Origin of the sequence: Spongiivirga sp. MCCC 1A20706 (assembly GCF_046524175.1) — a bacterium.
Lineage (GTDB): Bacteria > Bacteroidota > Bacteroidia > Flavobacteriales > Flavobacteriaceae > Spongiivirga.
The window spans coordinates 278,595-302,677 of record NZ_JBEFZF010000001.1; the positions used below are offsets into that span (position 1 = coordinate 278,595).

Consider the following 24,083-nt stretch of genomic DNA (forward strand, 5'->3'; position numbering starts at 1 on the left):
CGGGACGCCTATTTATTTTAAGTGATTTTTTATTCAAGAGAACACGCTTTCCACAATGGATCATCAGAAGACACAGGGGCTATTATTTCTAATGGTTCTTTCTTAACAGGATGTTCTAGGACTAATTTCCTGGCATGTAAGTGAATACTACCGTCTTTATTGCTTCGGTCAAATCCATATTTAAGATCTCCTTTAATAGCACATCCTATTTTTGATAATTGCGACCGTATTTGATGATGGCGTCCAGTTTTTAAATCAATTTCTAAAAGAAAATAGGAGTTGAGTGTTTTTATTAATTTATAACTCAAAATGGCCTTTTTGCTGCCATCGATCTCTTTTTCATGGGCGTAACTTTTATTTTGCTTTTCATTACGCTTTAACCAATGTACCAACTCATCTTCATTTTGCCGCGGACGTTCCTTTACCACCGCCCAATATGTTTTTTGATTTTTTTTCTCGGCGAACATTTTGTTTAACCGAGCTAAGGCTTTACTGGTTCTTGCAAAAATAATGACGCCACTTGTTGGTCTGTCTAAACGATGTACTACCCCTAAATACACATTTCCTGGTTTATTGTATTTATCCTTTAAATACGATTTTACAACTTCACTTAGCGGAATATCATTGGTTTTATCACCCTGAACAATATCGCCAGGTCTTTTATTTACGGCAATTAAGTGATTATCTTCATAGAGAACCTGAAGATTTTCTTTTGTGGAATAGGTTTTCAATATTGTTCTTCTTCGTTAGGGAAGTCTCCCGACTTTACGTCTGCCTTGTATTGTTTAAAAGCGTCGGTCATAGCAGTATACATGTCCAGGTACCTTCTTAAAAATCTGGGGTTAAACTCATGGGTCATACCTAGCATATCATGAGTCACTAAGACTTGTCCATCAGCACCATTACCCGCACCAATCCCAATAACCGGTATGCGTACACTTTTGGCCACAGCTTTGGCCAATTTGGCTGGCACTTTTTCTAATACTACTGCAAAACAACCCAAACGCTCTAGCATTTTAGCGTCTTCTTTAAGTTGTTCCGCTTCTTCCTCTTCTTTAGCACGAACGGTATAGGTGCCAAATTTATATATACTTTGTGGGGTTAGTCCCAGGTGACCCATTACCGGAATTCCAGCTGCTAAAATTCTTTTAACCGAATCTTTTATCTCTTTTCCTCCTTCTACTTTTATAGCATGGCCTCCAGATTCTTTCATAATACGTATTGCAGATCGCAGGGCTTCCTTAGGGTCTGATTGGTAACTTCCAAACGGAATGTCGACTACCACCAAAGCTCTATCAATGGCTCTAACCACAGAAGAGGCATGATAGATCATTTGATCTAAAGTAATAGGGAGGGTAGTTTCGTGTCCCGCCATCACATTACTTGCTGAATCACCTACTAATATCACATCGATACCAGCGCCATCAATAATTTTAGCCATTGTATAATCGTATGCGGTTAGCATCGATATTTTTTCACCATTAGCTTTCATTTCAACAAGGCTATTGGTGGTTATTCTTTTATATTGTTTTTTGGCTACTGACATAAGAATGTGATTAAAAGTGCGGTAAAATTAGATAAAAAAGCAATGAGGGTTGCAAATAATTTTTATTGTGAATTATAATAATTTTCGGTTGTAAAATGTGAAATATACATTTTGGGCATCATATTTTGTTAATATATTTAAGCAATTTATTATGCATACATACTAATTTCGTTTAAACCCTAACAGCATGAAACGTTTTCTCATTTCAATTGTATTACTAAGTATTGGTTTTGTTAATGCTCAAACAACAGAAGAAGTTGTAAAGAATACCATAGTCGATTTTTTTGATGGCTTTCACAAAGGTGATTCAATAAAACTCACTAATGTGTTAATGAAAGATACTAAACTACAATCCGCTGTAAAAACAAAAGATGGGGAGGATAAATTGATGAATACGCCTATTGAACAATTTGTTACATCTCTTATAAAACCCAGAAAGGATGTTTATGAAGAACGATTATTGTCCTATAAAGTGCAGGTTGATGGCAATATGGCGCACGTATGGACACCATATGAGTTTTATATAAACGGGCAATTATCTCATTGTGGTGTTAATTCCTTTCAACTTTTCAAGGACAATGATCAATGGAAAATTACCTACATCATAGATACCAGAAGAAGAAATGGTTGTAAAACAAAATCAGAATAGGTGAAGAAGCAGTTTTCATTACTAGAAGGTTTTATAGAGCAAGGCGATGTTTTAAACGAAAGTGTATCTGCGAGTCCGGTAATCTGGCATGTGGCTCATAGTATAAAGGTTATCAATTCGATTAGTAAGGCATTAAAAAATTCTAATCCAGATGATTATAAACCGCGTTTTAATTTGATGAGTACTATCGTTTTATCGGCAGGAACGATTCCTAGAGGTCGAGGTAAGGCGCCAAAAAGGTCTATGCCCGACGATAATATCGATGTAGTCCAGTTAAAGCAATATTTAGAGAAAGCGAAAGAGGAATTTAAAAACCTTAAAAAACTAGATGCTAAATCCTATTTTGACCACCCTTATTTTGGACAATTGAATTTGAAAAAAACGAGACGTTTTATTAGAATTCACACCAAACATCACATTAAGATAATTCAAGACATAATTAAATAATACCCCGCCCCCTAACAATATATTTTTATGATGGCAGAACGATATTACAGCGTAATTAAAGGAACAGGAAGTTATATTCCTACTAAACGTGTAATGAATGAAGATTTTTTAAGCCATGAATTTTATGATAGTTCAGGTGAAAAGCTCACGAAACCAAATCAGGAAATTATCGAGAAATTCGAGGCAATTACTACGATACAGGAACGTCGATATGTTAATGATGACCAAACAACCTCGGATATTGCATTTTACGCCGCTGAAAAAGCAATAGTAGATGCTGGTATTGATAAAGAAAGTCTTGACTATATAATTGTCGGGCATAATTTTGCTGAGGTGAAAAATGGGAATAATCGCATGGAGCAGCTTCCTGCTCTAGCTTCTCGAGTAAAGCACAAATTAGGTATAAAGAATCCAGCAACGGTAGCTTATGATTTGCCTTTTGGTTGTCCTGGCTGGGTGCAGGGAATGATTCAAGCTGATTATTATATTCGTTCTGGTGATGCCAAACGTTGCCTAGTTATTGGTGCAGATGTGCTTTCAAGAGTTTGTGACCCGCATGACAGAGATAGTATGATATATGCTGATGGTGCCGGGGCGACAATTCTCGAAGCATATAATGGTGAAAAACCTAAGGGTATTTTAGCGCACGGAACACGATCAGATACTGTTGAGCATGCCCATATGTTGTTTATGGGACCGTCGTATAAGAAGGATACGGGTAAGCCGGATAACATTTATTTAAAGATGTTCGGCAGAAAGTTATATCAATATGCTTTAGAGAATGTACCAACAGCGATCAAGGCTTGCTTAGAAAAAAGCAATACGCATTTATCAGAGATTAAGAAAATATTGATTCACCAAGCAAATGGCAAAATGGATGAAGCCATTTTGAAACGTCTATATAAATTATATGATATTCCTGTTGTATCTGAAGAAATCATGCCAATGACTATTGAGAAATTTGGAAATTCTTCGACAGCTACAGTACCCACTTTATTGGATTTAATTTTGAATGGTAAGGTTGAAGGACATGCTATAAATACAGGTGATAAAATTGTGTTAGCATCGGTAGGAGCGGGTATGAATATTAATGCGATCGTGTATCAGATGTAAAAGTTTAAATAGTTATAAACTAGCAGTCGCTCATACTTACTTTTACTGCAAGTCCTCCTTCACTCGTTTCTTTATATTTGGTATGCATATCTTTCGCAGTTTCCCACATCGTTTCTATTACTCTGTCTAAAGGGACTTTGGCGTTTGCCGCGTCTGTATCTAATGCCATTTCGCAGGCGTTAATTGCCTTTATAGCACCCATCGCGTTTCGCTCAATACACGGTATTTGAACAAGCCCACCTATGGGGTCACAAGTGAGTCCCAAATGGTGCTCCATTGCAATTTCGCTAGCAATCATAACTTGCTCGGGAGACCCGCCCATAAGTTCGGTAAGAGCACCTGCGGCCATGGCAGATGACACACCAATTTCTGCCTGACAGCCACCCATTGCGGCTGATATGGTAGCCCCTTTCTTAAAGAGACTTCCTATTTCACCTGCTACCAACATAAATTGTTTAACATCATCAAAATTTGCGTCGTGATTTTCGATAACCATATAGTACATCATCACGGCGGGAATTACCCCAGCACTGCCATTTGTTGGTGCGGTGACTACTCTTCCTAACGAAGCATTGACCTCATTTACCGCAAGAGCAAAACAAGAAACCCATTTCAATATCTGTCTAAATTTCACTTCTGTATCTCTAATGGCTTCGATCCATTGTTGCGGATTGCTATAAGTAGATGCTCCAATAAGCTTTTTATGCGTATCAAATGCTCTTCGTCTTACGTTTAGTCCACCCGGTAAAGTACCTTCAGTATGACAACCAGTGTACATAGACTCAAGCATGACATTCCAAACTTGAGCAATACGTCTGTCTATTTCATCATCATTTCTGAGTGCACGTTCGTTTTCCAGAACAATGTCTGATATTTTCTTATTTTCTTCGGAACAATAATTGAGAAGCTCTGTTGCTTTTTCAATTGGTTTTGGGAATTCTTTAAAGTCCTCTAATTTTTTCTTCTTCCTTTTGCGTTCTTCCTTGACGACAAAACCTCCTCCAATGGAATAGAAAGTTGATGAGATTGTTTGGCCATTGGTTAAACTAGCATGAAAAGTCAATCCGTTTGGGTGGAATTCTTTAAAATCTCTATTAAAGCGAATATCGTTAGTGGGATCAAATATTACTTTTTTTGTCTTATTGACAATAATGGTTTTATCGGTAGTTATGGTATCAATGATTTTGGGAATAAGAGCAACCTCAATCTGCTGAGGATCGTAACCACATAAGCCTAGCATAACTGCAATATCAGTGGCATGCCCTTTTCCGGTCAGAGACAGCGAGCCATACAAATCGACGGATATGGTTTTTATTTGATCAAACTGTCTGTTTTTATTCAGTTCAATCAACCAACGTCTTCCCGCGCGCCAGGGTCCAAGCGTATGCGAGCTAGATGGACCAACACCGATTTTTAGCATATCAAAAATGCTGATGCATTCCATTTATGAGTCTTTAATATCAATGTCAAATATAATTTTTGAATAGCACATTATATACATTATTCAACATCAATTTTTGCAATAGTTGCTTGCTAGTATCAATACCTGAAAATGACTAAAAATTTGGTGTTGTTATTTTTTTATAAATTGAAGAACAACCAAAAACCAATATTATGAGTACTTCAAAGAAGATTATTTCTATTGTATTAGGGACCCTTATTCTTTTTATTTGGAGCATGGTATCATGGATGGCTTTGCCATTCCATGAAAATACCATAACTCAAATTCCAGAAGGAACTGTAGATCTTCAAAAAATGCAAAATGATATGCCGGAAGACGGAGTTTATCATTATCCCGGTATGCCTGTGGATGATTCTCCTGAAACGATGGCTGCCATGGAAGAAAAATTAAATACCGGACCTCGAATTGCCTTAATGGTTTATAAAAGTGGTGCTACCAAACTTATGGATCCTATGCAATTTGCAATAGGCTTGGTAATTAACCTTTTGGTCGTTATTAGCTTGTTTTATATAGTTTCTAAACTGGCTGATAAATCCACAAAGTCAATTCTTGGTGTGTTAATAGTAGTAGGACTAATAATTGGCCTAGCAAGTGATTTTGCAATGTTAAACTGGTGGATGTTTCCGATGGATTTTACAATTACTAATGTTGTTGATTATCTTGTTTCGTTTACTTTAGTCGGGTTGCTATTTGGTAGTTATACCTTTAAAATGGCTAAGAACAAGTAACTATTATAAGTCTAGTTTAATCAATACCTAAAGGGAGACTATCAACCTTTTGATCTAAAAACTGTCATCATGGCAGTTTTTTTTATTGGCATAAAGATTGACATTGGTAAAGCAAAATATGTCACAAGAAATTAAAAATTATACAATGAGCAAAATAATTGGAATCGATTTAGGAACTACCAACTCATGCGTTTCTGTAATGGAAGGAAATGAGCCTGTTGTAATTCCTAATGCTGAGGGAAAAAGAACAACTCCATCGGTGATTGCTTTTGTAGAAGGTGGTGAGATCAAGGTTGGTGACCCTGCAAAACGTCAGGCGGTTACGAATCCGACTAAAACCATTTCTTCTATTAAACGTTTTATGGGTAATAAGTACTCTGAGTCTAAAAAAGAAGCAGAACGTGCTGCCTATAAAGTGGTAAAAGGTGATAATGACACTCCACGTGTAGATATTGATGGTCGTTTATATACTCCGCAAGAATTGTCGGCAATGACACTTCAAAAAATGAAAAAAACTGCTGAAGATTACCTGGGACAAGATGTAACGGAGGCGGTAATTACTGTACCAGCATACTTTAACGATGCGCAACGACAAGCTACGAAGGAAGCTGGTGAGATTGCGGGTCTTAAAGTTCGTCGTATCATTAATGAGCCTACAGCTGCTGCCTTAGCATATGGTCTAGATAAAAAAGGTCAAGATCAGAAGATTGTTGTATTCGATTTTGGAGGTGGTACACATGATGTTTCAATTCTTGAATTAGGAGATGGTGTATTTGAGGTATTAGCTACAGATGGAGATACGCACTTAGGGGGTGATGATGTTGATCAAAAAATCATCAACTGGTTGGCTGAAGAGTTTAAGGCTGAAGAGTCGATGGATCTTCGTGAAGACCCAATGGCGCTACAACGTTTAAAAGAAGCAGCGGAGAAAGCGAAAATTGAGCTTTCTTCATCAGCGCAAACAGAAATCAATTTGCCTTATGTTACGGCTACTGCTACCGGACCAAAACACCTGGTACGTACTTTAAGCCGTGCGAAGTTTGAGCAATTGATCGACGATCTAGTAAAAAGAACCATTCAACCATGTGAAGCTGCAATGAAATCAGCTGGGTTAAGTACCGGTGATATTGATGAGGTAATCCTAGTTGGTGGGTCTACTCGTATTCCTGCAGTTCAGGAAGCGGTAGAAAAATTCTTTGGAAAAAAACCGTCGAAAGGAGTAAACCCCGATGAGGTTGTTGCAGTTGGTGCAGCGATTCAAGGTGGTGTATTAACCGGAGATGTGAAAGATGTATTGTTATTAGATGTAACACCGCTTTCATTAGGTATCGAAACAATGGGGAATGTAATGACTAAGCTTATTGAAGCGAATACTACAATCCCTACGAAAAAATCGCAGGTGTTTTCTACAGCAGCAGACAATCAACCATCGGTTGAAATTCATGTACTGCAAGGAGAGCGTCCAATGGCGGGAGACAATAAAACAATTGGTCGTTTTCATTTAGCTGATATTCCACCAGCACCAAGAGGCGTACCACAAATTGAAGTGACTTTTGATATTGATGCCAATGGTATTATCAATGTATCAGCCGCTGATAAGGCAACGGGTAAATCTCAAAATATTCGTATCGAAGCTTCTTCAGGATTAACTGATGAGGAAATCGAAAAAATGAAGCAAGAAGCAGAAGCAAATGCCGAAGCTGACAAGGCTGCAAAAGAAAAAGCGGATAAGCTAAATGAGGCTGATGGAATGATCTTTCAGACTGAGAAGCAATTGAAAGAGTTCGGTGATAAATTGTCTGATGATAAGAAAAAGCCAATTGAAGATGCGTTAGCAGAGTTGAAAACTGCGTACGAATCTAAAGATCTTGATGTCATCGCTCCGGCTTTAGAAAAGATTAATGAAGCTTGGAAGGTAGCGAGCGAAGAAATGTATAAAGCCCAAGCGGAAGCGCAGCAAGCAGGAGCCCCAGGACCAGATGCTGGAGCAGGAGATGCAGCTGATGCAGCAGACGATGTACAAGATGTAGATTTCGAAGAAGTGAAATAGTATTTGGTACTGAGTAGTTAGTATTAAGTATTTAGATATTAAAAAGTGCGACCATTTTTGGTCGCACTTTTTTGTTCTCATAATAGTCATGTTCTGACAAATATTTCTGTGTATCTCCGTGAAACAACTTATGCGTTTATCAAAGATTCACACGTTTATATCTTGGATACTTTAATTGATACGAAAAAGTCTCTTTTTTCTGATCACCACTGTTTAGAGCTAAACTCCAACTAAGCAAGCCCTTTTTCTTATCGTAATCAGCATTAAAAATTTCGATATCATCTACCTTAATCTCCTTATTTGAGGATTTGGGAATACGGTCCATTAACTTTACAGTAATTGGGATGGACTTATTGTTTTTGATTTCAAGATCATACACTCGATCTAAAATCCTGTTGTTCCCAATAAAGGATTTACTCTTAAAATTGCGTCTTAGTTTTCGCGAAACAATGACATTAGGGTCAATACCTAATGAGACGAGCAGCTTTTTTGAAACTGAATACGGATCGATGGTGGTTTTCCCTGCATAACTGCCTTCAAAATAAATATTGGCTTCTCCTGGTAGTAATTGCAATTTTTCCCACTCTTTGATCTTTGCAGTCAAAAACACGTTCTCATTCAGAACAGGTGCAGTAAAATATTCATAATTGGCTTCAAGCTCATGGTCATCAATTCTGATCACTGTTATATCAGCATCCGATTTAATGGAGTAGGTTTTTTTGATCATAAATTTGGTATTGATTTTACCTTCTTCAATCAAACTTGGCTTTGTAGTGATCACAATAACCCCGGCAGAAGCTCGATTTCCGTATAAACTAGTAGCCGCTGTTCCCTTTAAAACTTCTATTGATTTTATTTCACTATCTGGGAGATCCCCTTCGGTATAGTTGGAAACCGGAACGCCATCAATAATATATAAAGGTGTTTTTGGTCTATATGATGAGGCTCCTCTAATTCTCACGTTTGAAGCACTACTAGCAACTCCTGTTGCATATCCCGATACCACTACCTCCTGCAGCATTTGAGCATCTTCTTCTAAGCTAATATTCATAATCGACGAATATATAGGTTGCTCTATACTTTTGAATCCAACATAGGAAAATGCTAATGTTTGCCCATTACTTACATCGATGGTATAATTTCCATCGAAATCGGTTTGTACACCCGTAGAGGTGCCTTTGACAAGCACGGTACACCCAGGTAATGGCTGACCTGTCTGATCGGTTACTGCACCAGTTATTGTTTTTACAGATGGATTGTAATAGTATTTTTGCTTTTTAGTGGTTGTTCTAGCTTTATAATTACGCCCTACAAAGTTTAAATACTTGGTATCTAAGTTTGGCTTAGTTACGTTAATATTGGGATTTCCTGTTGAAAGTATCAACTTCGCATTTTTCCAATCTTCCCCCGTTTTTTGATATACATGTGCTTTATACGATAGCTTTAAAGGAGCATCTAGTTTTTCTGATTTGATATCGTAATTGGGAATCCAACCAGCGTCATCTACTTTATACTTTACCGTCAAATTTAATTTGGTGTCAATGGGTGCATCAAACTTTATGCTGATTTCGCCTTGTTCCTGTTGAGGTTTGTTATTGAGTTCAGCAAGTTGTTTTCTGATAGCTGCATTATCAGATTTTAGCTCGTTTATTTTCTGATTGGTGTCAAAAATCTCATTTTTAATAGCCGTGATCCGTTCTCGGTAATACGTACTTACCTTCTTTAATTTTTCTAAATCAAGGGTTTCTTCATTACCAGTTACTAATCTGTTTAACTGAATTACCTCTTCTTCTTCTTTGAGACCATTGATTATGTTTTTGAGCTTTGAAATAGCTATAGCATTAGCATCTATTTTATCTTCTAGTGCTTTGATCTCGGGAGAGCTAGCTGGGGTTTTCAGATAGTTAATGTCATAAGCAATCGATAAGATAGAAACGCTTCCTAATCCGGACAGCTGAATACTACTTTCATCAATTTTGGTGGACAAGCCTTCCAAGATGATTTTAGATATTCCTGCATCTAAGTTCATGGAAGTGTTACGAGTAATTTGTGCGCCGTTCAAATAAACGGTTACTTCTTTAATGGCAGAGGGAATCTTTTTGTCATTTGCAAAACCCATGGTCGTGCAACATACTAGGAATAAAAGCAGTGTTCTCATGATGGTTGTTTTAAAGTTTTAGGTGAAAGTAGAATCAACTTGTACTATTAAAAATGAGAAATTAGGGAAGTAGTGTTTTGGGTTAGTGAAATGTTGCTTACCATTAGTTTGTTAGAAAAATTACAGTACTCATTCCATTAAGTGAAATATTTTTTTCATGAGAAGAACAGTTTTTTTGATTAAAGTGATACTGAGACAAAGTTTATAGTATATTTACTGCAAATTATTTGATTGATTATGAAGGTTTCTAAAATTTTGCTACTCATTTCATTGTTATCCTTTTTAGCATGTAGTACTAACGAAGATGGGACAACAATTGAAGCAGGTTCATCGTTATTTACTGCTGAAGTATCTTCTGATGAATTTGTTGAACTTGATGCAAACAATGTGAATTCCCTTTGGTTTTTGGCTCATGACACTAATGGAAAATTGCTAAATGTTACAAAGGCTACAGTTGGAGAGAATGAACTTAGGTCAAATACTTCTTTTTCTGGCTCAAAAATTTACTTTACCATTGGTTACGTAATGAATAGTTCATCAATAAATTTCAACACATTCTTGGTTAATGTTGGTGGTAGGAGGTCGTACCAGGAAACTTTTATCCCTACTTTTCCACCAAGAACAAGTGAGTTAGATATAAATATTACAGTTACAGAAGAGACGTTCTTAGATTCACCTTTTCCATATAACGCTAGTGGATTTAGCTATGGTCGAAGTACAAGTTCGATCACAAATGGTATTCAAAACTTGAAAGTCAGCTATACTAATGAGGTAGAAAATATAATAATAGTAAACAATTATAATCGTGCTCCCTTTTATAATGGAAGGAAGGAAGGGTATAAGTATTATAATCTTAATGTAAGTAATGTAGTTTCTCCAATTACACTATCGGATATTAGTTTTAATTCTTTAGAAACGTCAATTAAGCTTGAAATACATAATAATGAATTGGATGGTTTTCATTTTAGAAGATGGGGTTATGAGAGTAAATCTGGTTTTGATAATTACAGAAGACATGATATTTATGAGGTCAACTCATATTTTGATTACATTGACTTACCGATAATTGACCTATTCCTGTTTTACGAGAATGTAGCTATTTACAAAGAAGGACCTTATGATTATTATTTCCTTTCCTTTGGTAATGATTTTAATATAGACAACCCCAATTGGACTTTGACCTATTCTCCCAGGAGTGATGGTTCTTATGAAATTAGTAGTGAAAATGATGGGGATTTTTACAAGTTGGAATATAATACTAATGGATATCTTTGGAAATACTTTATAGATGCATCAGAACCCTCAATTGTTGTTCCGCGACTAAAACTCCCAGATGTTATAGCTGCTGAGCTGGAAGGTGATTTTTATACGGAAGAAAATGTACCAAATTTTCGTTCTTTAGAAATGTGGGATTACGTTAATTTTAATAACTATGATGAGTTTATTCAATTTAGATTAGGTTTAATAGCCGAAAACTCTCGTGAAAATGGCGGTTATAAATATATGCGATTTACTCCTTTTGATTAAGGAAGCGTCAGTCTTTTTAGAATGATGTAAACCCCATTATTTAGGAAGTTTTACCCCAAAAACTTAGCCTGTAACTCAGGCGTTGGTAACCAGCAACTTTCTTGTTTGCCCCACCATTTGTAGCGGTTTCTAGCAATAAAATCATAAAAAGGATCACGAAGAAATTTGGGCAATATTAAGAAAATAGATAGTAGGGTGTAAGGGCCTTTCATATCCTTAGCAATTCTGATCGCTGCGCATGATTTGGTCCAATAATCATAGGTTTCATCAACTAAAATAATCGAATCGATTTTAGACGTATCGACACCTATTTCTTTTGCCAAATGCATTCCAAAATCTGATTGTAGTGATGCATATCGAAACACATCATTTTTGTCATGTTCAATTACTGTTTGCACCGCTTGATTGCACAAATTACAAACACCGTCAAACAAAATTACTTTTTTACCTTTTGGAAATACAGTCATCTATGCAAAGATAAGCCAGTTTGAAGTTTTTGGTTTAAGGTTTAAGGTTTTTTTAGGTAAAAGGATGCATATAGCTTTAAACTCCAAACTCTGCACTCATAACTCTACACTCTGAACTAACTAAAGTCCACTCAAATACTGATACAAATCCGTTTCCTTATCCAAATTCAATTTCTTTTTAAGGCGATATTTTGATTTGAGAACGCTATCCGGTAACACATTCAGCATATCGGCTATTTCTTTGGTAGATAGATTCATTTTTAGAAATGACGCCAATCTGATTTCTTTTTCAGAAATATCGGCATAAACTGCTTTCAGCTTGTTGTCAAAATTGTCATGTACCTCGGCAAAGTAACTTTTAAACACCTCCCAATCCTTATCACCCGAGCTTTCTTTTTTAAGAAGCATGACAAGGCGCTTGAACTCCATTTTAAATTTATCAGGGGAGTTTTTTAAATTTTCAAGATTTTCTTTTAGTTCGGCTAAGAATGAGTTTTTTTGGACTAAGTGGAGTGTCTGACTTGCAAGCTCTTTCTTTTTAAACTCGATTTCCTGTTTATAGATTTCTTCTTGTTTTTCTCGTTCAATCTTATTTTTTTTCATACGTTGACGAAAACCGAAGAATAGTAATCCGGAAAGTGCGATTCCGGCGATTGCACCTCCACCGTAAAGTCCCTTGGTTAGTTTGTCTACCTTGGCTTTTTCATTAAGGGTTTTTATTTCTTCTTGTTGTAGGGCGATTTCGGCTTCTTTTTTTTCGGTTTCGTAGATGGTTTGGAGTTCAGAAAGGCGAGCTCCATTTTCCTTATTATAAATGCTGTCATTTGTTTTTTTGAACAATTGATGATAATTAAAAGCCTCTTTATAATTACGATCCCTTTGTTTTGTTAAGTATAGAATATTGTAAGCATGTAACTGATCTTCCAATAATTCATTTTCTAAGGAGATGTTGAGCGCTTCTTGGGCAAGTGTTGTGGCGAGAGGGCTATTTTTCTCCAAAAGTGCTACTTCCGCTAGTTGAATTTTATTGTCTACCGAATTACTTATTTGCTTGAGAGAATCAGAAAGTCTTAGTGATTCTTGGAAGTACTGTTTTGCCTTACTATAGTTCTTACGCTTTTTATGGTATTTACCAAGACCAAAATTAGCGTTAATTAATCCAGTAATATTTTTTAGTTGATTTGAAAGATTCCTAGTTTCTTCTAAAACATTTTTAGCTTCTTCTAAGGTTTCATTTTTCTCTACGAGAATGAAACCAATTCCAGCAAGATTCGCGGTAAGATTAAGTTTGTCATCTCGTTCTCTTAAGATGGGAATTGTATTTTTAAAATACTTTAATGCCATTGCTGTGTCTTTCATTTTTAAGTAATTACTGGCTATCTTACCTTTAACCGATAATGCAGCTCTTTTAGAACGAATATCATCGTATCGCTCATAGATTCTCATTTCTTCTAGTGCATTTTCAAGTGCTAGTTGATATTGCCCTTTTCTATAATATGTACTCGAACTAAGACCCAAAGACCCAGCATAACCAGAAGAATCATTTGCAATTAAAAAGTTCTTGGCGGATTTTTTAGAATGGTATAAAGTACTATCATATTGGTTCTGTATCGAATAATTAATGCCAATATTAAGGTGCATTACTGCAATACAAGCATACTCCTTATTTTCGATACTCAGTTTTAATCCTTTTCTATAATATTCGTTAGAATTTTCATAGTCATCCCGGTAAGAATAAGTAATAGCCATTCTTTGATAACCTGTGTAAAGTGTCGGAACATGACTAATTTCTTTACCAAGTTTGATCAATTCGTTCGCATAAAAAAAAGATTGATCTGAATCCCGGTGTGCATGAGCTCGCCAAAGATTAATTAGTACAGGCATTCTTGTTGAATCTCTTGGCATCGATCTTAATTCAGTTTTCAAACTGTCAATTCGTTCTGGGCTTGCATCATATTGTGCAAGGGTAATCTGCACCGAAAAAAAGACCGCTAATAATACAATTGAAAGTTTGCTAAAGAGTTTCATAATGGGTTATTTAGTTTAGGCTAAGGTAATTATTATGAGTCTACTACAACCAAAAGAGTCCAGAGTTAAAAAGCTGGCTGTCCATTGATTGTCCATAAAATATTATTATAATAAATATTATAAAATATTGATAATCAATTTTTTAAATGTTTACCGTTGATTCGTTGTCCTGAATTTTTTTTCATCTTAAAATTGAATATGTCCATACTTTGTCCATGCCATTTTTTTCATTTCCAGCTATTTAGCACATAGGTTTGCCATGTCATTAGATAATGGCATTACCGTTTTGTGGAACCTTACCCGATCGTGTACTGCAGACTAAAGTCGGGTAGGTCCCAAAAACGAAGTATTAATTAATTGTAACCACAAAACAATTTGGATTATGAAAACTGTAATTTTTAATCGATTCCTCCAGACCATTTTAATTGTTAGTTTATTAATTATGACTTCCTGTTCTAAAGATAAAGACGGACCTGTTGATCCGCCGATATCCGGAGAAGATGCAGCGGCTTTTAATGCGGCCATGGCACAATTAGGTGAATTTGATCAACCCACCGAAGCACCGCAAGAAGAAGTAGGTGATGCTGAACTGGAAAGAGATACCGAAGATCTTACCTTAGAATGTTCAACTCAGCTCTACAAATTATCTCCAGGTTTTGATGAAATGCTAACGCTCGATCCATCGACTGATGTTATTTATCCTGGAGCTTTATTAAAGGGTGAAACGATTCCTACAGGTGAGTATGTCGGAATTAACTTGAGTAGAAAGCCAATTACGCTATCTGCTTCGCTTACAAATATTTCTGGTAGTCCAGTGGTGACTATCGAAAATCCAACACTATCGACGGTACGTGAAGGAATCAAGCAAATATTAGATCAGGAAGTTACCGGAGCCACTGCTGCAAAAGTAAACTATGAGATTACGCAGGTATATAATGAGCAACATATTGATGTAGCCATCGGGGTAAATTATCGCGGCGCTGGTAAAAAGGTATCTGCTAATGTCGATTTCAGTTCATCACAATATAAAAATACATTCGTGCTGAAATTTCTACAGCAATACTATACCATTGATATGGATCCTCCGGGAACCAACCCAAGCGACCTATTTACCAATTTGCCTAATGTGGATGCCTTAGGTTCTACAAGTCCTGTTTATGTGGCATCAGTAGCCTACGGTCGAATGGTGATTTATACCATCGAAACCAACTCGAGTATGAGCGAAATTAATGCAGCTTTTGATGCTTCCGTAGGTTCAAACGATGGTAGTATTGATGCGTCTTACGCAGAGACAATCAATTCTTCCAAAATACAGGCGTTAATTATTGGTGGCTCAGGTAGCGGTGCATCGCAAACCATTAATGGGCCGGCAGATGTTTTTAAATTCATTTCAGAAGGCGGTAATTATTCTAAAGATTCACCAGGAGCACCACTAAGCTATAAATTGCGATATATCAAAAAAGATTTTCCGATTGCAAGACAGGTATTGACTACTGAATATCCCATTAGAACCTGTTATCAAGCCTATCAAAAATTCGGAATGCAATTACATGGTTGGAAACCTAAAGCACACGATGGTGAAAGCAATTTAGAAATATATGGGAATATGCATGCCAAAATTTACCAGTCAGGCACGAAAAAAGACGAAGTGAAATGGAGACAGGGAGCTGAACCAGCTTTGAATTGGGACAAGGATGTTTTTTATCAAATTAATGAAGACAATGTTATTGAAGTCGAGCTGTACAAACCTGATTTAGAAAATGATTACATTGAGATTTTTTCTAGTTTTTATGAAAGTAATGGCAGTTTTGCCCCTGAGTTTTTTGGGGATGCAACAACAGATATAAAATTGAGAGATGTACAAGCCGTTAAGGAGCCCTATATTATCCATGAGCTTAAAGAAACTAGTGGTAGCCATATGCGAACGTACTTTTATATCTGGAGAATATACTAGCAAATTGCGCCTGCTAGAGAATTAAGACGTGGTGGATCTATTTCTTAGCTTCAACCAACTCTAACAAATCCACAGAAACATTGGTTGTAAACAAGCCGTAGTTCACTACGGCTTTGTTTTTTTCTAGACTGTCAATAGTACCAACCGCTTTGCCATCATGCATACGTACGCGGTCACCTATTTTAAAAACAGGTTTTGGTTTTGGCTTGGCAGCTTGTTTTTTGGCTTGTTGTTTTTCTTTCTTTTTCTCCTGACGAACTACAGCTATTTCTTTTGCTACTTCTTTTACTACTTCAGCTTTTTTCTGTTTTTCGGCTTTTGCTTTTTTTGCAGTAGTCTTTTTACGCTTAGAATTTTCAGTTTCAACAATCCGTAGGAATTCAGATATTAAAGGACGCTTTTTCTTATCAATAAAATATTTCTCGGCAATATCATTAATCTTATTCCCTAAGTAGATCATGCGCTGGTTGCTATCATATAATTCCTGATAGTTACGCAGTTTGGTCTTCATTTTATCATTGAGTGTTTCTAAGCGTTCATGTTCTTCACGAGCCTTACTTTCTTCATCCTTAAGTTGTATCGATGTTTTTTCAACTTGACGTCGTTGTTTTTGAAGCTTTGCAATAGTAGCATCAAACCTGACCTTACCACGTTCAATTTTCTTTTTTGCCCGATTAATTAAGCTATAAGGAATTCCATTTTTCTGCGCCACTTCAAAAGTGAAAGAACTTCCGGCTTCACCAACAACTAACTTAAAAACGGGTTCTAGCGTTCTGTTATCGAATTGCATGTTTGCATTGCTCATATGTGGTTGCTCGTTGGCGAGTAATTTCAAATTGGCATAGTGAGTTGTAATAATACCAAAAGCCTCTCGATTGTAAAATTCTTCTAAAAAGGCTTCCGCTAGCGCACCCCCTAATTCAGGATCTGATCCGGTACCGAACTCATCAATCAAAAACAAACTTTTTTTGTTTACTTTCTTTAAAAAGTAATTCATGTTTTTAAGTCGATAACTATAGGTGCTAAGGTGATTTTCTATTGATTGGTTATCACCAATATCCGTTAGAATTCTATCAAATAAACAGGTTTTACTACGTTCGTGAACCGGAATTAATATTCCACTTTGTAACATTAACTGTAATAAACCTATGGTTTTTAAAGTTATACTTTTTCCACCTGCATTAGGTCCCGAAATCACGATAATACGATTGTCTTCAGCTAATTCTATTGTCTGGGGATAGGTCTTTTCGTTTTTTGCTAGATTCGTTAGGTACAATAATGGGTGATATGCATCTCTAAAATATAACTGTCGTTCATCTACTATTTCTGGCAAGATTGCATTCAAACTACGTGCGTGTTTTGCCTTGGCGGCAGTAATGTCTATAAAACTTAAAAAAGATTGATAGCCTTCAAGCGATGGTAATGAAGGTCGTATAAACTCCGTTAGCCGCCTTAATATTTTTTCAATTTCTTCCGATTCTTCGAAAAGTAGGTTTCCTAATTCCCTTGAGAATTGAAGTGTTGCTTCCGGCTCAATAAATACAATACTACCCGTTTTTGAGCTACCCATTATGGCACCCTTTACTTTTCGACGGTGCATCGATTTTACGGCCAAAACTCTTTTATTTTCAACAACCGATTCACGAATGTCATCTAAGTAATCAGCATTGTGATAATGGGAAAGGGCAGAAGCAAAGCTTTGATTGATTTTTCCCCGGACAACATTAATTCTTTTTCGTATGGAAAATAATGTATCTGAAGCGTTGTCCTTTATTTCACCAAACCGATCAATAACTTGATCAATCTGTACGACTATTTCTTTGTTAATATTTACCAATGACGACGTATGATGTAACTGCGGATAGTACTCCTTAAACTTCTTTAAGAATAACACCATGGTATTGGTAGTATCTGTAATGTCACTAATCCTTTTCAATGCTTGTACTTCAAGAAAGGTATTCTCGATTTTTAACAGTTTAATTTCAGCATCAATTGCATTAAAGCCATGATTAGGAATGCGGTTGTCATTTTCAAATGAAGAGAGGTACTCTGAAGTTTGCGTTAATGCTGATATCAACGCTTCTTGATCTTGAAACGGCTTGATCTCCATAGCCATAGCGTACCCGGGTTCTGTGACACAGTTGGCTGCAATTTGTTCTAGAATTGAATTAAATTCTAAGTCTTTTAGTGTCTTTTCAGAAATTGAGATCATATGTTGATAAATTCAGCGCAAAAATAAGGATTAACTCACCGAAACTTTTGAAATTTGAATATGAGTGTAAATATACATCCCAGCTGGAAAAAACCATTGGAAGACGAGTTTGAAAAGCCATATTTTAAAGAGCTTATTCAGTTCGTAAAAAACGAATATAGAACAAACACTTGTTACCCTCCGGGAAAGCAAATTTTTGCTGCTTTTGATCGTTGCCCTTTTGACCAAGTGAAAGTTGTGATCATAGGTCAAGATCCCTATCACGGTCCAGGTCAAGCCAATGGACTTTGCTTTTCGGTAGCAGACGGAATTGCGCATCCACCTTCACTCGTTAATATTTTTAAAGAAATTGAAACTGATTTGGGAATACCATACCCGCAATCAGGTAATTTAGAACGTTGGGCAGATCAAGGGGTTTTGTTGTTAAATGCTTCCTTAACGGTTAGAGCTCATCAAGCAGGTTCACATCAAGGCAAAGGATGGGAGCAATATACGGATGAAGTTATTCGTAAAATATCTGAACGACACGAAAATATCGTTTTCCTATTATGGGGTGGTTTTGCTAAGAAAAAGGGAAAAAAGATTGATGTCAACAAGCACAAAATATTGGCCACAGGTCACCCGTCTCCATTAAGTGCAAACAGAGGATTTTGGTTTGGTAATAAACACTTTAGCAAAACTAACTCGCTTTTGAAAGCGATGGGGAAGTCTCCGATTGCGTGGTAGGTTTAATTACTTTAGCATTTTTTCTTGGTTTTTTATCAACGCTATTGCTACTAAAAATTAGTAAAACAACATTAATAAAGGTTAAAATGCCTAATACTGTAAACAAGGTAAGCATAAGAGGTTTTGTGTTGTTATTTGTTAAGTTGTGTTAGGGTGATGCAAATATAACGTAATGGTTGCTTATTTTGTTATAAAAATCACAAGGAAAGCACATATTTATGTTAATATGAAAAAAAATGGGTTGAAATTCACTATTTGTAGAAAATAATAGGTCCTTTTTGCAAGATTACCAAAGAAAAGTGGTCTTGGTTGCGTAATTCTTGTTATCAATTAGCTTCAAATCATTGAGCTTATCAACTATTTTTTTCAATTCATTCTTTTTTAGCTGATTATCACTCCACCAAGTTTGCGATAACCATTGTTGAATATCTTCAAGTTGTTGTTCATACCGATTGGCAAGTGTAACATCGATACTTGGAATATTTTTAAAATCTTGAGTGCAATTATTGATAGTATCGATCATATTTTTTATCGCAATACTTTCTTTTTCAAGTACTTCTTCACGAACTGCAATGACAAAACAGGGCCATGGAGTGTTTTTAATTCCTACTCTTCTAAAAGTACCTTTGTCGACCAAGGGTTTAGTGGTAAATTGCTCCCATAAAAAATAATCAGCGCTGCCATTAACCAGATTTTCGACAGCTCCATTTATATTATTTACTATTTGAAAATCTAGATGATCAGTATCCCATTCTTGGTCTTGAGCATGTAGGTACGCCATTAAATGAGAACCACTCCCAAAACGACTTATTGCAATAGTTCTGCCTTCTAGCTGTTCTTCTCTTTTAAATGAAGAATTTGCTGCTACATGAATACCCCAGGATAGGGGACTCCCAACATATACCTGCACTATTTTAGAAGGATTCCCTTCGGCAATGTCCTTTACGATCCCTTCGGTTAAAACGATAGCAACATCGATACTACCATCGCGTAAAGCTTTACACATTGCTCCTGTACCTCCGGGAAATGTTTCCCATTCGATGTTTAAATTGTTTCGTTGGAAACTACCATCTTCAATACACAAATGCCAAGGTAGGTTAAAATGTTCGGGTACTCCGCCAACTTTTATAGTGGTCATAAGTTACTTGAGGTTATTTTTTCTAGGGTGTATTCTATTAATTTTTTGACATCGGTTTTTGGTTCTTTACTAAAAGTACCATTTGCCCGGTTTGCAAGAATAACGTTCATTGATAATGCTTTATGTCCTAACAAGGCAGATAAACCATATATCCCCGCTGTTTCCATTTCAAGATTGGTTATTCTGTTTCCTTCATAACTAAAAGTAAGAAGTTTATCGTTCATTTTTTGGTCCGCCGCATTAAGACGAAGCTTCCTGCCTTGGGGGCCATAAAAACCGCAATTGGTAGCTGTCATTCCGCTGAACGTACTACCTGAAGAAAGACATTTAATAAGATGTTCGTCCGCTTTATAAACATAAGGTTTAGTCATGTTATCAGGCCAATTCAAATGAGTTTGTAAGGCACTGGCAAGTGTAGTTTCGGATTTATCATCTTCATAAAAATGCAAAAGGCCATCAAAACCAATACCATATTTAGATACTACAAAATCGCCAACATCAATATCTTCTTGTATACCGCCACAGGTGCCAATTCTAATAATGTTTAGAGAAGTTTTATTTGGTTTTATAATTCTACCATCAAAATCAATATTCACCAACGCGTCAAGTTCATTGAGCACAATGTCAATATTATCTGTACCAATACCCGTTGAAATCACAGAGATTCGTTTGCCATTTAAGCTTCCGGTCGTTGTTTTGAATTCTCGTTTTTCTCTTGTGAATTCAATTTCATCAAAGTATTGAGTAACACGATCCACCCGGTTGGGGTCTCCTACGGTAATAACGATGTCAGCAATTTCACCAGGTTTGAGATTAAGGTGGTAAATGCTTCCGTCATCATTGATTATTAACTCAGATTCTTCAATTCGCATCTTATACCTTTTCTATTTTTCTTGAATTAATGTCATAGACCATCCGGTATTTAGCAATACCGCCAAAAATACTATTATCTTTCAAGTCGTTGTAATAGTTGTCTTCTTTGTTCAATGCTTTGACTCCCCGATCATTAAGCCTCAAAATATCGTCATCTTCATTAAAAAAAGAATCCATTTTGTTAATGATCTTTTCGAGGAGTGTATCACCATAACCATAATATCCTTGGTATTGTAACAAATAGCCTAATAGATGATGTTTTGATTTTATTTGATGCTGGGTAATTAGGTTAAGCAAATGAACTTCTAATAAATTTAACCCATTATGTTTTGAAGGAAATCGCTTTAAATGGGCACTCAAACAGTTTGATAAGTATCTAAACGACGAAGGCTTAGTGACATATTTATGTAGTTGATAGTGCATATCAGAGCAATAAATTTGCCAGAGCGAATCTGCTAACTTAAGATCACTTTCTTTAAGTACTATTTTATTTTTAAAGTGATTTAACAATTGTCCTTTTGAAAGCTCAGAAAGCCCTTTAAGACTGTCTTCACCTTTTACCCGCCCACTACAAATAAGATAAATTGGCAAGTTAATTTTTAATTGTTGGAGCAAGCTAATAGCCGCAATCATATTTATATGACAGAAAAGATCGTATTCAAACCATAGGTTGATCTCGTTGTAGTTGGATAGGTCTTTTAATAATTCAAATTGATTGGTGAATTTCTCCTCATAATGCCCTTCAGGAACATCATAGTTAAGCTGTAAAAACCCACTTCGAATATCAATAAATTGTTGAGAGTTGATAGCATAGGTAGTGGGACCATCACATAAAATTTCTCGCCAAGTGAGTATTTTTTTGTCAAAACCTAAATCAACTAACCTATTGGTCAAAGAATCGCCATTAGTAATATGAAATATGTTGTTTTGTGTTTCCAGTTGTTTGGTGTTAGTTAGAATTTATTTAGAAATAGTTTCAGTTATGAATCTTATGATTTTCTTTTCCTCATGAGATTAAGATTCACTTAAAAATAAGAAAAGTTATTCGTTTTGGGCAGCCAGAACAACTATTCATTACCGTTGTTTTTAATATGTTTTTTTATTAGTATTATTTGTCCAAGATGATAATACGTATGTTCAATCATTGCGTCAATATTCCTGTAGTACGTTCCATACTTTTTGTCTACAAAATCTGCCTTTATATTTTCATCTGACATGTTTTCAACAAGCGTAATAAATTTTTCAGCATCAAGGCAAAACTTGTTTACCAAATTTTTCCAGTCTCGTTTTGATTTCATCGGTGGTGAATCGAAACTAAATTTGTCTCGTATATCAAGTGTTCCACCTTCAAGAACTCTTACAACTCCAGCTAAATAGTAATCAACATGGAAAGTTAAATCGGCAATAGTATTAAAATTATCTATTTTATGCGTTGCGTGATTCCAATCAAGGTCAATTATTTGTTCTCTAAAATTTGTGCCTAAAACCCATTTTCCATCTATAAAAACCTCCCTTAATCGGGCAGCTAAGTATTTGCTTAATTTCATTTGGGCTAACCACTTTATTTGATTGTTTTCTTAAATAACTTATAACCTAGCATTACGTCAGATTTTCAATTACAGAATACTTAATTTGTTAACCACCAACACGTTTAACTTTAAAGCCTTTTTCTTTTAGTAGTTGCATTATTTTATCCCGATAATCTCCTTGAATAATGATTTGTTCATTTTTAAAACTACCGCCAACACTTAAGGTAGATTTCAACTCTTTAGCGAGTAATTTAAAATCATTATCAGCTCCTGTATATCCTTCGATGATAGTGATCGGTTTTCCTTTTCGTTTTTCATATTTGCATATCAAAGGGGCATCTTGCATCCAGATGCTATTTTCCTTAGATGTATCTTGCGTACTTTCTTCTGGAACATGATCCGGGAAAAGGTTTTTTAATTGATCTTTTAGGTCCATTTTTTAATGAAGAATGATGAATTCAGAATTTGTAGTCTTGAATCTTTAGTCATTGTTTTGGCTTGGCTACTCTTATTTCTTAATCAATCCGATTTCAACCAGGCGTTGGTGTAGAAACTCCCCAGCCGTAATATCATCATAAGCTTTTGGATTATTAGCATCAATGCATTGTTCTAGGCAATTTAATTTCATATCGCTTCTAGGATGCATAAAAAACGGGATAGAATATCGAGGACTTCCCCATTGTTCTTTTGGTGGATTCACCACACGGTGTATTGTTGAGCGTAGTTTGTTGTTAGTATGACGCTCTAACATATCACCAACATTAATTACTAATTCATCTTCGTTAGGTATGGCATCAATCCATTCCCCATCTTTTCTCAATACCTGAAGTCCACCAGTCGATGCACCCATCAAAAGTGTTATCAAGTTAATGTCGCCATGTGCACCCGCTCGAACGGCACCTTTAGGTTCTTCAGTAATCGGCGGATAATGTATAGGTCTTAAAATGCTATTTCCATTACTTGCCCAATGGTCAAAATAATGTTCATCGAGACCAATATACAACGCCAAAGCTCTTAGTACGTAGATGCCTGTTTTTTCCAGCATTCGATATGCTTCCATGCCCACTTCATTAAAATTGTCAAGCTCATCAACATCTAAATTTTCTGGGTATTCTTCACTTAAATTGGCATCTTCATCCGGCTCCTGACCAAAATGCCAGAACTCTTTTAAATCACCTTCCTTCTTTCCTTTTGCATGTTCTTTTCCAAAAGAAACATAACCACGTTGTCCGGCTAGTTCTTCGCGTTCATATTTCTTTTTTGTTTCTAAAGGAAGTGCAAAGAATGATTTTACTTCTTTATATAAATTGTCAACGAGCTTATCAGATAGAAAATGATTTTTTAATGATACAAATCCGATATCCTCATATGCCTTTCCGATGGCATCGACAAAATGTTGTTTTCTTGTGGGGTCGCCCGATGTAAAATCAGCTAAATCGACACTTGGTATATTATTCATTTGTAGGTTTATTTAAA

General features: G+C 36.0%; 21 protein-coding genes. 8 read left to right on the top strand and 13 right to left on the bottom strand.

The genetic code is table 11. The features are described 5' to 3' along the window. Window positions 1–29: 29 nt before the first annotated feature. On the bottom strand, window positions 30–734 hold the full coding sequence (locus tag ABN763_RS01310) for an RluA family pseudouridine synthase (RefSeq protein ID WP_410484166.1): 705 nt from the start codon (window positions 732–734) through the stop codon (window positions 30–32). Beyond that, window positions 728–1,546, bottom strand: a complete 819-nt coding sequence (gene panB / locus ABN763_RS01315) for a 3-methyl-2-oxobutanoate hydroxymethyltransferase (protein WP_410483599.1) — start codon at window positions 1,544–1,546, stop codon at window positions 728–730. Before panB ends, ABN763_RS01310 begins: the two co-directional genes overlap by 7 nt. Window positions 1,547–1,733: 187 nt before the next feature. On the opposite strand from panB, the gene ABN763_RS01320 reads away from it, so the two are divergent. Genes ABN763_RS01320 through ABN763_RS01330 form a run of 3 tightly spaced genes read left to right on the top strand, consistent with a single transcriptional unit; the run spans window position 1,734 to window position 3,755 of the window. Then, window positions 1,734–2,195: a nuclear transport factor 2 family protein gene (locus tag ABN763_RS01320; protein ID WP_410483600.1), complete on the top strand. Its 462-nt coding sequence runs from the start codon at window positions 1,734–1,736 to the stop codon at window positions 2,193–2,195. Then, window positions 2,196–2,642 carry a DUF1569 domain-containing protein gene (locus ABN763_RS01325; protein WP_410483601.1) on the top strand — a complete coding sequence of 149 codons (447 nt, stop codon included), beginning with the start codon at window positions 2,196–2,198 and terminating at the stop codon, window positions 2,640–2,642. Window positions 2,643–2,669: 27 nt separating this feature from the next. Then, the gene (locus tag ABN763_RS01330; RefSeq protein WP_410483602.1) at window positions 2,670–3,755 is read left to right on the top strand and encodes a 3-oxoacyl-ACP synthase III family protein; all 1,086 of its coding nucleotides are present in this window, start codon (window positions 2,670–2,672) and stop codon (window positions 3,753–3,755) included. Between the two features lie 19 nt (window positions 3,756–3,774). Here the strand turns inward: ABN763_RS01330 and ABN763_RS01335 are convergent, their stop codons facing one another. Beyond that, window positions 3,775–5,199: an L-serine ammonia-lyase gene (locus ABN763_RS01335; RefSeq protein WP_410483603.1), complete on the bottom strand. Its 1,425-nt coding sequence runs from the start codon at window positions 5,197–5,199 to the stop codon at window positions 3,775–3,777. A 170-nt stretch (window positions 5,200–5,369) separates the two neighbouring features. Here ABN763_RS01335 and ABN763_RS01340 point away from each other — a divergent pair, with 170 nt between their 5' ends. After that, window positions 5,370–5,945 (top strand): hypothetical protein, encoded by a 576-nt coding sequence (locus ABN763_RS01340; protein ID WP_410483604.1) that lies wholly within the window; start codon window positions 5,370–5,372, stop codon window positions 5,943–5,945. Between the two features lie 145 nt (window positions 5,946–6,090). Then, a complete protein-coding gene (gene dnaK, locus ABN763_RS01345; RefSeq protein ID WP_410483605.1) occupies window positions 6,091–7,995 on the top strand; it encodes a molecular chaperone DnaK in 1,905 nt (634 codons plus the stop codon). A 139-nt stretch (window positions 7,996–8,134) separates the two neighbouring features. Here the strand turns inward: dnaK and ABN763_RS01350 are convergent, their stop codons facing one another. Next, window positions 8,135–10,153, bottom strand: a complete 2,019-nt coding sequence (locus tag ABN763_RS01350) for a mucoidy inhibitor MuiA family protein (protein ID WP_410483606.1) — start codon at window positions 10,151–10,153, stop codon at window positions 8,135–8,137. Between the two features lie 237 nt (window positions 10,154–10,390). Between ABN763_RS01350 and ABN763_RS01355 the strand changes: the two genes are divergently transcribed. Continuing rightward, window positions 10,391–11,680, top strand: coding sequence for a hypothetical protein (locus tag ABN763_RS01355; RefSeq protein WP_410483607.1), 1,290 nt, complete (start codon window positions 10,391–10,393; stop codon window positions 11,678–11,680). 50 nt (window positions 11,681–11,730) lie between these two features. Here ABN763_RS01355 and ABN763_RS01360 read toward each other — a convergent pair whose 3' ends face one another. Both ABN763_RS01360 and ABN763_RS01365 read right to left on the bottom strand, forming a co-directional pair. Continuing rightward, the gene (locus tag ABN763_RS01360; protein WP_410483608.1) at window positions 11,731–12,147 is read right to left on the bottom strand and encodes a thiol-disulfide oxidoreductase DCC family protein; all 417 of its coding nucleotides are present in this window, start codon (window positions 12,145–12,147) and stop codon (window positions 11,731–11,733) included. Window positions 12,148–12,267: 120 nt separating this feature from the next. Then, entirely contained in the window at window positions 12,268–14,175 is a 1,908-nt protein-coding gene (locus ABN763_RS01365; RefSeq protein WP_410483609.1) for a helix-turn-helix transcriptional regulator, read from the bottom strand. A gap of 382 nt (window positions 14,176–14,557) precedes the next feature. On the opposite strand from ABN763_RS01365, the gene ABN763_RS01370 reads away from it, so the two are divergent. After that, complete coding sequence (locus tag ABN763_RS01370) at window positions 14,558–16,129, top strand: thiol-activated cytolysin family protein (protein WP_410483610.1); 1,572 nt, start codon at window positions 14,558–14,560, stop codon at window positions 16,127–16,129. 37 nt (window positions 16,130–16,166) lie between these two features. Here the strand turns inward: ABN763_RS01370 and ABN763_RS01375 are convergent, their stop codons facing one another. Then, on the bottom strand, window positions 16,167–18,341 hold the full coding sequence (locus ABN763_RS01375; protein ID WP_410483611.1) for an endonuclease MutS2: 2,175 nt from the start codon (window positions 18,339–18,341) through the stop codon (window positions 16,167–16,169). Window positions 18,342–18,401: 60 nt separating this feature from the next. Here ABN763_RS01375 and ABN763_RS01380 point away from each other — a divergent pair, with 60 nt between their 5' ends. Next, the gene (locus ABN763_RS01380; protein WP_410483612.1) at window positions 18,402–19,067 is read left to right on the top strand and encodes a uracil-DNA glycosylase; all 666 of its coding nucleotides are present in this window, start codon (window positions 18,402–18,404) and stop codon (window positions 19,065–19,067) included. Window positions 19,068–19,353: 286 nt separating this feature from the next. Here ABN763_RS01380 and ABN763_RS01385 read toward each other — a convergent pair whose 3' ends face one another. The 6 genes from ABN763_RS01385 to ABN763_RS01410 all read right to left on the bottom strand — a co-directional run bounded on the left by ABN763_RS01385 (window position 19,354) and on the right by ABN763_RS01410 (window position 24,066). Next, window positions 19,354–20,205, bottom strand: a complete 852-nt coding sequence (locus ABN763_RS01385; protein ID WP_410483613.1) for a substrate-binding domain-containing protein — start codon at window positions 20,203–20,205, stop codon at window positions 19,354–19,356. Then, the gene (locus tag ABN763_RS01390; RefSeq protein WP_410483614.1) at window positions 20,202–21,077 is read right to left on the bottom strand and encodes a nucleoside phosphorylase; all 876 of its coding nucleotides are present in this window, start codon (window positions 21,075–21,077) and stop codon (window positions 20,202–20,204) included. Before ABN763_RS01390 ends, ABN763_RS01385 begins: the two co-directional genes overlap by 4 nt. Window position 21,078: 1 nt before the next feature. Beyond that, the gene (locus tag ABN763_RS01395) at window positions 21,079–21,972 is read right to left on the bottom strand and encodes a DUF1835 domain-containing protein (RefSeq protein WP_410483615.1); all 894 of its coding nucleotides are present in this window, start codon (window positions 21,970–21,972) and stop codon (window positions 21,079–21,081) included. Between the two features lie 173 nt (window positions 21,973–22,145). Then, window positions 22,146–22,625, bottom strand: coding sequence for a DUF1572 domain-containing protein (locus ABN763_RS01400; RefSeq protein WP_410483616.1), 480 nt, complete (start codon window positions 22,623–22,625; stop codon window positions 22,146–22,148). 88 nt (window positions 22,626–22,713) lie between these two features. After that, on the bottom strand, window positions 22,714–23,043 hold the full coding sequence (locus ABN763_RS01405; protein WP_410483617.1) for a translation initiation factor: 330 nt from the start codon (window positions 23,041–23,043) through the stop codon (window positions 22,714–22,716). 72 nt (window positions 23,044–23,115) lie between these two features. Next, the gene (locus ABN763_RS01410; protein WP_410483618.1) at window positions 23,116–24,066 is read right to left on the bottom strand and encodes an isopenicillin N synthase family dioxygenase; all 951 of its coding nucleotides are present in this window, start codon (window positions 24,064–24,066) and stop codon (window positions 23,116–23,118) included. Between the last annotated feature and the right edge of the window lie 17 nt (window positions 24,067–24,083).